This window comes from Dyadobacter sp. OTU695 (assembly GCF_038440355.1).
Classification (GTDB): Bacteria; Bacteroidota; Bacteroidia; order Cytophagales; family Spirosomataceae; genus Dyadobacter.
Map to the genome: position 1 here is coordinate 85,898 of NZ_JASATN010000005.1, position 11,930 is coordinate 97,827.

The window sequence follows — 11,930 nt, forward strand, 5'->3', positions numbered from 1 at the left end:
GTTCCAAAGTGCGACAATAGTGATTTAACGGACATTATCACTTATCAAGTGGCTGGTTTCCGAGTGGCAATTGTAAAAGCACTTCTTCTTTTTTCCTTCTTGATATTTCTACGCGGCTACCATCAAGCAGTTCTACCAGATCGTGGTCAGCCATGAGTTTTGCAATAAATTTCGGGTTAACCAAATGTGATTTGTGCGTCCTGATAAACCCGAATTCTGTCAGCATTTCCTCATAATATTTCAGCGTTTTGCTGGCCAGAACAGGTTTGCGGCTTTTGATAAAGATGTTGGTATAATTTCCCTCTCCCTGTAAACGGATGATCTGGTCCAGCGTAAAAAAGGAAACGCCATCCTGAAAGGGCACCGCCAGCCGGAATTCGCTCGCCCGTTTGTGGGCGATGTTGCGTACAAGGTTGTCGAAGAGTACGGGGTTCTGATGCACGGTCTGCTTTTTCAGAAAACGGTCCACCGCCGCACGCAACTCGTCCGGATCGACGGGTTTGAGCAGATAATCCAGCGCACTGAACCGGATCGCCTGCACCGCATATTGATTGTAGGCGGTGGTAAATATCACCTCAAAGGCAGGCTCTTTCAAGGCCCTCAGGAAATCGAAACCATTCTTACCGGGCATTTCCACATCGAGAAAAACGATGTTCGGACGGAACGTTTTCAGGGTTTCAAGCGCAATATCCACTGATTCTGCTTGCTTTACTTCACGGATCTCTTCAACATAAGTTTCAATGTAATGCGCCAGCACGTTTCTTGATTTAGGCTCGTCGTCAACAATTAGTGCTTTGATCATTGTCTAAGTCTGATATAAATAGGTAGATAATTCTATTCTGACAAGCGTTCCGGTCGCGTTCCCGGCGGCATCGTACCGGTCTATCACTTCCAGGGAGGCATGGTTACCCTGGCGTGCGAGGACGTCGATCCGGTCTTCACAAATACGTATTCCCCGCGATTCGTGTTCCCGCGTCCGGGAGGAATTTTGCCTGATTTCCGCAGACTTTTTCCGGCCAATACCATTGTCTTCGATTTCACAGGCGAACAACTCCGGCCCGATAAGTAAAAACCTGATACTCATATGCCTTTCTCCTTGCTTGTGCATCAATCCGTGCCACAAACCGTTCTCCACAAAAGGTTGAAGGAGCATCGACGGCAACCGCACGTAATCGTCTTCCAGCTCGGGATCCAATTCGATGGAATAGGTAAATCCCTGTCCGAAACGCATCAGTTCAAGTTCGAGATAGAGTTCGAGGACATCCCGCTCTTCGGCGATCGTCACCAGGTTTCTGCCCGAGTTGTTCAACACCAGCCTGAACAGCTTGGCGAATTTATTGAGGTACTTGCTCGCCTCGGTGTATTTCCGGGTGACTATGCATTCCTGAATGCTGTTGAGACAGTTGAAAATAAAATGCGGGTTCATCTGCGCACGCAGGGCCATCAGCTGGCTCTCGGCAAGCATTTTATTGATCCGCAGCAACATAATCTCCTGCCTTTCCGCCTGCGCGCGGGCCATGGCTTCGGTAATCTTATTGGCGCTGATCGCCGCGATCGTCGAGATCACGCGGATGTGGTCGTGGGTATAAAAATTCTTACGGGGATGCTCCGAGTCGATAACCCCGATCACCTGCCCTTCATGCAGGATAGGTACCGCCAGTTCGGATGACCGTGCCTGATCGTCGACAATATAACGGGGATCTTTCGAAGTGTCGCTGATGATCTGGGGTGTTCCGGTCGCCGCAGCGGTTCCCACAATGCCCTCTCCCACCGGAATTTCGATGGGGTTGAGGATTTCATACTCCTTCGGACTTTTCGGCCCATAGGCGGCCTTCTGAATTAGCTTACCGCTTTCTTTGTCGAGAAGATAAACGACACAATCTTCAAAATGCAGCTTGGAAATACAGTTACGGGCGATATCCCAACATATTTCATTAACAGAGTTGTCGCCGTATACGCTGTTGGCAAAATACTCGATCGTGTCGTCGAGGTCCTTCTTCCGGAGTCTTTTCGTATAAAGCGTATAAAACCAATACAAGATAGCCATGACGGCCAGTGCGCAAGCGACGATAAACCACCATGTCTGCCACCAATGCGGCAACACCCGGATCCGAAGTGTTTGGGCGGTTTTCATCCACCGGCCGTTCTCGTCAGTGCTTCTCACCTTGAAAACATACTCGGCGGGAAGCAGGTTGGTATAGGACGCCCTGATATTCCGGCCCGCCATCACCCAGTCGGCGTCCAGCCCGACGAGCTGGTAACTGTATTGAAGTGAAGGAATATCCCGGTGGCTCAGCGAAGCATATTGAAATGCGACGAAGGATTCGTCGGGTTTTAGTTCCAGCAAATCGCCTTTCAACTCCCTGATCCGCTCCTGCCCGAAAACCTTGATGGAAGTGATGGCCGGCGGCTTCTGAACGGGAACAGAGGCAAAATGCTGCGGGTTGATCACCACTACGTGATCGAGCATTACCGTATAAATTTTACCTCCGGCGACAGTTACCCAGTTCCAGTAGTCTTGTAAAGTTTTACCCAGATCGAGCTCCACCTTGCTGACGGTGTTGCTGACGGGATCGTAAGCGGCTAGCCCCTCGCGGGTAGCTGCCCAAACCACGCCATTGTCGTCAATATCCAGCGAAGAAACCTGATCATACGGCAAGCCATTTTTGGTACTGATGCTCCGGAGTATGTGGCCGTTGGCATTGATTTTCATCAGGCCGTTGGCTGTGGACGCGGCCCAGATATCGCCCGTTTTGCTCTGGCGCATTGCATACAGACGCTCTTCTGCGAGGGCGGGAGCTGCCAGTGGAATGAAACGCCCGGTATTGTAATCGTAGCGCAATAATCCCTTTCCGTGCATGGCAAAGAGGATGTCTCCATTGGCCAGCAGAGCAAACGCCTGCGCATCGGCGTATTCAAACAACCCATATTTCGGATCGGTACCATCGAAGCGGGTGCAGATTTTGGTCGTGGGATTATAGCGGTAAAATGCATCACCATCGATCTCGAACCAGATATTACCCTGTTTATCCAGGAAAACGAATGGTGCCTGGTAAGACGACAACCCCTTCTTCATCTGATCGAAACGCTGCAAAACGGATTGCCCGGGAGAAAGTGAATAGATGCCGTCGAATCCTGCAAACCACCAGTTCTCGCCTGCTTTGGCGACCATCACAAAGCGGTTATTCCTCAGTCTTTTGCTTGGGGTGAGATATTTGCGATAGGTGCGATCGACCGTATTATAAAACACGACGCCGTCCTCTTTGCAAGCGATGATTATTTTATCTTCTACGGAGATCGAGTTGGCATGGGCGAAATTGGTTTCCAGGAAAAAATGAAAACTGGGTAATTTGTAAATAGCCTCGATGGGATTTTTGGGCAGCGTTTTGCTCACGCCGTTGATCGTACCCAGCCAGACATTGCCCTGCGGGTCGGAAATCGCATCCCGAAAATGCCCGTACCCAATCGTATACGCCTGATCCTGGCTATATTCCACCTTACGAAATACCTGCCCGGGCTCTTTCAGGAACGCGGCAAACAACCAGGTAGAAACCCAGAGTCTGTCCTGCCGGTCTATAAAAACAAAATTACACCCCTCCCCGATCAGCTTACCGTCCAGCTCGTAATATTTGTCGAGCTTGCCGGTGCGATAATCCCAGTAGTTGAGCGTTTGATCCTTATCACAGCCATACCACACATTACCGCGCCGGTCGAGTGCAATGGCGTTCACATGTTCCGATTCCAGCAGGGGGCTATTCAGCGGGTTATTGCCTTTAAAATAGAGCCGGTTGGCTTTGCAATCCACAAAGAAAGGTCTGCTCCCTCCTACCCACAACCCGCGCCTGAGCGTGTCGTAGGTCATGAAAGTGAGCTGAAAACGCGAAAAGTCGAACCTCCTGGCTTCGGGAAAAAGGGCCGTCAATGGTCGCAATCTCTGGCCGTCATACATGTATAGTGCGTCGTACGTACCTATCCAGATGCGCCCCTGGTCGTCAGCACGTATGCGCACGATGTATTTCTGCGCCAGTTCTGCGAACCTGGGATCGCGCAGGAACCTTCCTGACTTTTTATCGAACAGCAGGACTCCCTTGCGCAGCCCGATCATGAGCGTATCTTCACCCCGAAAGGGCAAAATAGCATTCACAAAGTGTTTCTGCCCACCATTAGTATCGTGAAAACGCTCTACGACAGCCCCGTCGTAACGGTCAAGCCCTGCCGAGGTACCTATCCAGAGGAAACCGGAAGAATCTTTGTACAGACATCTCACCTGCTTGGCACTCAATCCGTCCTGCCATCTGATGTTCTGAAAAAGCGTCTGCGCCGAAAGTGGTTCGCCGGATAAACAGAGAACTACAACGGATAATACAAAGCCCAGCCTTTTAAAGAAAAACATCACTGCTTACAGGATTTCATTGACGATGCGCAATCTGAAGACCAAATACGTCAATTCTATACAACTGTACTACCTCATTTATTTATCGGTAAAAACCCGCAACCCCCTCAGAATGGCTGAAATGCGGTTTTTTAAGGCACCGTATAATCATTGATTTACCGGTAAATAGTCAATACCTGCCGTTACATCATTTTAAGTAGACGTTGCTTGTCCAGGTATGCACTTTTGCGGCTCGAATCCCTGCCCATGAAAAATAATCTTGATCACACTCAACCTCATCCTATACTCTCATGCTCATCCTGCTTCTCATCACCAGCGTTTGCGTCACCCTGGTCTTTGCAAGCGCTTTCCTACTCCGGCCTGCTGCCGAATCTTCCGCGCCTTCTCCGTCATTTGACACGTATGAGATTGAAAACAAAGTAGTTTATTACATTGAAAACGGCGGCCACAGATCAGCCATACCCGATGCACACGCGAAAACCTTCCAAGTACTGACGGTCGGAGCTGTAACTCAGCCGATACCATCGCTCTACGCCCGCGATTTTGAGCATGTCTATTTTCGTGGTAAAAACATCCCTGGCGCCAATCCGGTCTATTTCCAAATTCTGGGAGCCGACCTCGCCCGCGACGACCGGCATGTTTTCAAAGCATACCAATTGATCTCCTCCGATGCCCGGAACTTCAAATGCCTTGACGAGCGTCTGAGCAAGGACAGTCACCGCGTCTATTTCGACGACCAGGTGATTTCCGAGGACGCCAGCCATTTCAGATATATTGGCAAATGGCAAAAAACCTCCTTCTACAAAGATCAAAGCAAGGTTTTTGTAAACGGCAAGAGTTACCGCGTTGCCGACATAGATACTTTCAGTTACGCCGGGAACGGTGTTTTTACCGACCGTTACCAGGTCTATAAATTCGATGGGGACGGCTTTCGTACCAATTCCGGACAGCCGGTTTTCCGGGCAATGATGCAATTCCAGCCTGCCGTGCAGGTGATGTTGAATTAACTAAAAATAAGTAATGCGGCCGGCCTGGAATTGAGGCCGGCCGCATTTCTTATTTACGCCTTAGCAGCGCCGCCAACAGGCTCACCGCCGAAACAGTTAAACTGTTGATGATCAATTTGGATGCCGCGACTATTTGAATATCGTGCCGGATCAATAGCGAACTACTACATGCCTAAGATAAAATAACGGCTGCCGGCAGTCCTGTACTTACTTCACTCTCTTGGCAGTGGCGTCAAACATACTCATCATGTTGCCTTTCAGATTATCGTCGTCAACCTTCGATAGGTCGAGGGTAACGTCGTAGCCTTGCGCCGAAAAGCCGATTGTGATCTTATCGGCCGCTTCGTCGACACTGGTAATCGCGATTTTTTCGGCGCTGGGATCGGTTGCATTGGTGATCTGGCCGGTCAGCTTGCCGTCGGTCCGTGCGAGGTCCGCAACGAGTTTGGCATCGCCGTTAGGCGTTCCGACCACTGTAATCTCCCATTTGCCGGCGAAGAAGTCGGCCGGGGCCGTTGTCTGGGCAATGCTCGTGCAAACTGCGCCCAGCAGGCACAGGATCATCAGCATAGAGCTAATCCTTCTCATAGTCAATCTGTTTTTTGGTGAAGAAATGAAACCTTCCGGCCGCAGCACTACACGCGCCCGCTGTCGCCATAACACAAATGTAAAGAAGAAGTTTATTTATTGTCTATATTTAAGACAATAATATTTTTCCTATTACTTATTTATTTAATACAAGCGAATTCAAGGACTCAGGCCGATGATTTTGTCCGGATTCCCCCTCGTAAAAGTCCATTCCACACACCAGACGCAGCCACTCGAAGAGGTAACTTTGTCAAAACATTCCCACCATGAAGATGAAAACCGGCGAGTTTATCGCCCTCTCGGCCTGCACCATGACGCTTACCGCGCTAGGGATCGATATCATGCTACCGGCCTTTGGTGAAGTACGGAAGCATTTTGGTCTCAGCCCAGCTTCCACCGATACGGCGCAGATCATTTCTTTCTTTTTCATGGGCCAGGTGGCGCAGATCATATTCGGCGCACTTTCCGACCGCTTCGGGCGCATTGCCATCCTGCGTGTCGGATTTCCCCTGTACATCATCGGTGGCATTGTCGCGGCCATGGCGCCCAACCTGCCTGCCATGCTCGCTGCACGCTTTGTCGCCGGAATGGGCGCCTCGGCGGTATTTATGACGACGATCGCAGGTGTTCGCGACCGTTTCGTAGGTGACGAAATGGCGCGCATCCTGTCGCTGATCTTCACGATATTTCTTTTCACACCCGTCGTTGCACCGTTTCTGGGGCTGGCTATCATGTCGGTTGGGACCTGGAAAATGGTATTCCTCGCACCGCCGCTGTTCGCGGTAGTCGTGTTCTTATGGTCACTACGACTGGAAGAATCGCTCCCGGCTGCACAGCGCACGCCGCTCAGCCGCGCCCACGTGGGACGCTCGGTGATGCGCGTGATTAGCAACCGCACATTTTTGCGCTATACGGCTGTCACTACCTTACTTTTTACGGCTTTGAGTTCCTATGTGTCCAGTTCAGAACATATTGTCGGTGAGATATACGGCAAACCGGAGCTATTTGCCTGGATTTTCGCGGGTATGGGCGCAACCATGTCACTTTGCGCATTGCTGAACTCGCGGCTTTCCTCGCTGTTTGGTGCCCGGCGGACTATCAAATGGCTTCTCGCGGCTTACACGGCCATCGGAACGGCTCTTCTGGTACTTACCTGGGCATTGGGCGATCCTCCTCAAATGCCGTTATTTTTCATCGCAGTAACCATGATGCTCGCCATTAATCTGGCCGTTGAACCCAACAGCAGCGCACTTGCCCTGGAACCGATGGGCGATATGGCTGGAATGGCCTCGGCAATTTATGGTACCTGTTTCTTTTTTGTAGGCGCGTCGCTGGGGTCAGTCACGAGCCATTTGATGGCCCATAGTGTATTTCCGCTTGTCCTCTGCTTTTTTGTTTTTGGGCTGATATCGGTGTTGCTGGCATTCGGAGACCGGTCGCAACCGGCAACCGGGACGTCTTAGCTTCGCTTCTAGCCCCAATTCTACTGCTACTGTGACCTTCATTATTGGGAAAGTATTGGATGGATTGAGCAGCAGGGCAAGTTTATTCACCCGAAAAAATCGAAGAGTCGTTCCCGCCGGAATCTATCCCACCACCCGACTCCCCGCTTCCCGAGTCGTTTTCGAAGCCACTTCCGGAATCGTAGGAGTCGCCCGAACCACCACCGCCAAACTCGCCGCCATCAAATGCCAGGGCATTATAAATGGCTGCATCGGGTTCAGTAGCAGTTGTGAAACTGTGACCGGAATACTGGGACGCACTAAAAACGCCGGGATGGTCAGTTATCGAACAGCCACGCTCAGTCGGCGCGACCTTTTTTCTATAAATTACAGTGCGTTTCCTTCCGGCCCGTAAAAACAGGACGATTAATGTAATGATAATCAGGATTATAACTACTGCAAGCATGGGAGGTAGAGTTAGGATGAAAACCCAATTTATTCACCTCGATGACCCCTGCAGAATCCATTTACCAGGCGGCAACGCCCCGGTTATCATCCGTCAAAAATCTGCCCCCTACCACCAGCTTTAACGTCTGCTTCATCTCGCCGATGCAGAGATGGCAGGTGCATTCACAGACCCTGAAATACCAATTTATCTCGAAGCCGGGTTTGAAAATCTCTCGCATTTCAGGTATGCATTCAAGAGGCATTTCGGCTACGAGCCGACGGAGTGAATGCGCATGTAAATGACGCGAAGGTCTGCCTTCGTGACCAGTTATCCGCAGGCCTCCGGCCGGTCCGATATGCAATAGTTTTGCGGTAAAGACCGGCCGTAGGCCTGCGAATAGTGTGTGCAAATCATGAGATTTACACGATCATGCTATCGAGTTTCAAAAAGTAGGCGGTGTGCGTTTGGGCCGCTCTGCCGGAGCACCGATCGGCGTAGCCGGCTTGATTTTATCGTAGTCTACAACGCCGGTCTTTTCAGCCCAGCGGAAATAATCGGCAGAAAGTTGGTCTACAACATTCGGATTCGCCGAAGCCACATCCGTCGTTTCGCCACGATCGGTTTCAAGGTCGTACAGTTCCCATTTGTAAGACGGGTAGGTCGAAACGATCTTCCATTTGCCCTTTCTCACTGCCCGGTTACCGGCGCGTTCCCAGAAAATCGGTTCGCCGCCGCGATCCACCTCGCCTGCTTTGCCCGTGAGCACAGGTACGAGGCTCTTACCGGGAAGCGGGTTGATATTAACGCCTTTTTCAGTGGCTGGATAGACCGCTTTTGCCAGGTCATAAAAAGTAGGCGCGAGGTCGATGAGGTGCCCGGTACCTTTCACGATCTGTCCGGCTTTGATCTGTTTTGGAAACCATGCAATGAATGGAGCGGAGATACCTCCTTCATGCATATTGTTCTTATATGCTGCGTGCGGCGTGTTCGAAACGTACGCCCAGGGTTGATCCTGATACACGTACGAGCCTGCCGTTCCTGCGGGACCTGCGTTACGTTGCGGCCTGCGTGGGGATGCGCCCGCGTAACCGCCCTGCGCGCCATTGTCGGAAATGAATACGATCAATGTGTTATCATCCTTGTCCAATGCTTTCAGTTTCTCGCGGAGCTTGCCGATGTTCTGGTCCACCCGGTCGACCATCGCCGCATAGATCTCCATTTTCCTTTCCCAAAGCAATTTTTCATCATAAGGAACATTATCCCAAGGCGTTACATCCTTATCACGAACAGCTACGGCCTGTTTCGGATCGGCGATACCAAGCGACTTCTGCCGCTGGATCCGTTCCTGGCGCAGCGAATCCCAGCCTATGCTGTACCGCCCCTTGTATTTGGCAATGTCCGATTCGGGCGCTTGCAGCGGCCAGTGGGGCGCATTATAGGCCAGGTACAGGAAAAATGGCTTGGCAGTTTTGCTTTGCTCGTCGAGGAAGCCGAGCGCGTGGTCGGTGATCTCGTCGGTCAGGTATTTGTCGGGCGGCAGGTTAATGCGTTTGTTGTTTTCAACCAGCTCCACAGCTGGGCCTTTGCCGTATTGACCGATATCGTAATAATTGCTCGCGCCATTGATAAAACCATAGAAACGGTCAAACCCCCGCTGGTTAGGCCAGGCAATGCTATCGTTACCGACGTGCCATTTGCCGCATAGTAATGTGCTGTAACCGGCATTCCGCAACACCTCGCCGAATGTCAGCGACTCCCTATTGAGATAACCCTGGTAGGCAGGCAAGCCCAGGTTCACATTAAAATACCCTACTCCTGCTTTATGCGGGTACTGGCCCGTAATGAGCGATGCACGTGTGGGGGCGCAAATGGAGTTGTTGTAAAACTCGCGAAAGCGGATGCCCTCGCCGGCGAGCTGGTCGATATTGGGGGTTTTGATTTCGGAGCCATAAGCACCGATGTCGGAATAGCCCAGATCGTCGACCATGATCAATATGATATTCGGACGCTGGTCAGGGCCTTTCGGCGCGGATTTCTTTTGGGCCACTACACCGGAGAAAGTCATCAGTGCCAGTACGAAGAATGCAGAGGTTTTCATGATTTTGAAAAAAGGTATACAATGCGATGTCTGGCACAAAAATATATTTATTCTATGTATTTTATATAGTAATTAAAAAAACTTGTTTCTGGTGATGCTTTGTCCTATTTAAATCAATGATAGTAGATGTTGTTGCATGCCTACGGCATTGAGAATTGTCCGACAATGGCTTTTTTGCTACCAATATTACGTGCCTAGCGGCACTTGGCTTTCTGGTCGGTTGTGAAATCCGGTATGTATTGGGCCGTGATGGTCAATCAGAGATGTCGTTACATGCCTACGGCATTGAGAATTGTCCGACTACGGCTCATCTGCTACCGATGTTACGTGCCTAGCGGCACTTGGATTTGCTTGCCGGGTTGCGCAATCCGGCAAGGTATTAGTCTAAAAATCGCGCTCAGGGATGTGGCACTCGAACAGCGATATGAGTATCAAAATCATAAAATCAGGCCGAAAAATCGCGTTAGCGATGAAATATTGGTAGTAACGCCTCCCGGAATCAAAATCCGCAAATGCCGTTAGGCATGTAACAACAACGGCAACCGCAGCGACGACGGCAACACACTACACAACCACTAATCCCAAGTCTGAATCCCTTCCGAGGTCATAATTACCCTGCGTAACGTGCCGTCGTCGTTATAATACAGCCTATCCACACATACCGATCTGCGATGACTGCCGCCTTCCGGCAATGCGCCGTTGTGATAGAAAAAATAGGCGGAATCGTTAAACTCGATGATCGCCGGACGGTTGGTAGCGCAATTCCCAGCAATTTCATTCAATATTCCCTTGAACTCCCAGGGGCCCATGATCTGCGTACTCATCGCATAAGCGACTTTTTCGGGATAGCCATAGCCGTAGGAAAGGTAATACATACCGTTCCTTTTGTGGATATGCGCTCCTTCTGCAAAGCCCGGTAGGTCCAGCACGGTAATTTGACCGTCGAGTTCCAGGAGATTGCTTTTCAGTTTGGCGAAATAGCATTGTCCGTTCCCCCAGAACAGATATGCCTCACCGTCATGATCGATGAGCACAGTCGGGTCGAGGTTGGCCTTGTTGTTGTCCGTAGCGGGTAGCATGTCGTGTGTGACGAGTGCCGAGCCCTTTGCATCTCTGAACCGGCCGGTCGGGGTATCCGAGACGGCCACGCCTATTGCCTTATAAGGCCCACCCGCATGCGTTACAGACACGAACCAGTAAAATTTGCCCTTGTACTCCACCACTTTCGAAGCATATGCGTCGCCGCTGGCCCATTGGAAGTCCGTCGCTTTCAACGGCGAGGGATGTTCGGTCCAATGAACCAGGTCGGTGGATGAAAAACACAGCCAATCGTGCATCCGGTAATCGTCAATACCTGCGGGCGGCTCATCGTGACCGGTGTACAAATAGGCCGTTCCCTCATGGACGAGCACCGTTGGATCGGCAGTATAATGGTTGCGGATGATCGGGTTCCCTTCTCTCAACATAAGCCTGAGCTGTTTTTTTGCCCGTTGTAATTAAAAAAACCATTCCAAAAGGGCTCGTTACTTTGCCAATGTCACCACGTACGCCGTCCAGTCCGCGGCCCGATGTGTCCACTTGGGCACGATTGCTCCTGCACAGCTTCTGGTTTCAGGCCAGTTTTGTGTCATCAATCACTCAAAAATATTCCTGCATTGCTTACCCCCAATGGCAATGTATTACATATCAACTTCGGCGCATCGATCGCCGATTTAAAATAATAATGCAATACAGCCTCTCAATGGCGGGCCGGGACGATGTTCCGACCCCTTTTATTTATAAAATCAAAAAAATATTACTCTACTATTTCTATATACTAAATAATATCAGTAGCTTTGTCCCCGAACTTATAATCCCTGCTTATGAAACCACCGATTATACCTTGCTGTTGTTGTCCGACGCCCCGAAAGCAGCACTAGGACAGGCTGTTTCGCAGTAACCACCACTCAAAAAC

8 protein-coding genes are annotated in these 11,930 nt (G+C 50.6%); 2 read left to right on the forward strand and 6 right to left on the reverse strand.

The features are described from left to right. Positions 1-37: 37 nt before the first annotated feature. Positions 38-802 carry a LytR/AlgR family response regulator transcription factor gene (locus AAHB90_RS12015; protein WP_342085341.1) on the reverse strand — a complete coding sequence of 255 codons (765 nt, stop codon included), beginning with the start codon at positions 800-802 and terminating at the stop codon, positions 38-40. 3 nt (positions 803-805) lie between these two features. Beyond that, a complete protein-coding gene (locus AAHB90_RS12020) occupies positions 806-4,393 on the reverse strand; it encodes a two-component regulator propeller domain-containing protein (protein ID WP_342085342.1) in 3,588 nt (1,195 codons plus the stop codon). Between the two features lie 290 nt (positions 4,394-4,683). Between AAHB90_RS12020 and AAHB90_RS12025 the strand changes: the two genes are divergently transcribed. Then, positions 4,684-5,400, forward strand: a complete 717-nt coding sequence (locus AAHB90_RS12025; RefSeq protein WP_342085343.1) for a DKNYY domain-containing protein — start codon at positions 4,684-4,686, stop codon at positions 5,398-5,400. Positions 5,401-5,607: 207 nt separating this feature from the next. Here AAHB90_RS12025 and AAHB90_RS12030 read toward each other — a convergent pair whose 3' ends face one another. Next, the gene (locus tag AAHB90_RS12030; protein ID WP_342085345.1) at positions 5,608-5,988 is read right to left on the reverse strand and encodes a hypothetical protein; all 381 of its coding nucleotides are present in this window, start codon (positions 5,986-5,988) and stop codon (positions 5,608-5,610) included. Positions 5,989-6,254: 266 nt separating this feature from the next. Between AAHB90_RS12030 and AAHB90_RS12035 the strand changes: the two genes are divergently transcribed. Further along, positions 6,255-7,451: an MFS transporter gene (locus AAHB90_RS12035; RefSeq protein ID WP_342085347.1), complete on the forward strand. Its 1,197-nt coding sequence runs from the start codon at positions 6,255-6,257 to the stop codon at positions 7,449-7,451. Positions 7,452-7,533: 82 nt separating this feature from the next. Here AAHB90_RS12035 and AAHB90_RS12040 read toward each other — a convergent pair whose 3' ends face one another. From AAHB90_RS12040 to AAHB90_RS12050, 3 genes are all read right to left on the reverse strand, one after another. Continuing rightward, positions 7,534-7,896 (reverse strand): hypothetical protein, encoded by a 363-nt coding sequence (locus AAHB90_RS12040; RefSeq protein WP_342085348.1) that lies wholly within the window; start codon positions 7,894-7,896, stop codon positions 7,534-7,536. Positions 7,897-8,320: 424 nt separating this feature from the next. Then, positions 8,321-9,976 (reverse strand): arylsulfatase, encoded by a 1,656-nt coding sequence (locus AAHB90_RS12045; protein WP_342085350.1) that lies wholly within the window; start codon positions 9,974-9,976, stop codon positions 8,321-8,323. A gap of 575 nt (positions 9,977-10,551) precedes the next feature. Further along, a complete protein-coding gene (locus AAHB90_RS12050) occupies positions 10,552-11,442 on the reverse strand; it encodes a glycoside hydrolase family 43 protein (protein ID WP_342085351.1) in 891 nt (296 codons plus the stop codon). Between the last annotated feature and the right edge of the window lie 488 nt (positions 11,443-11,930).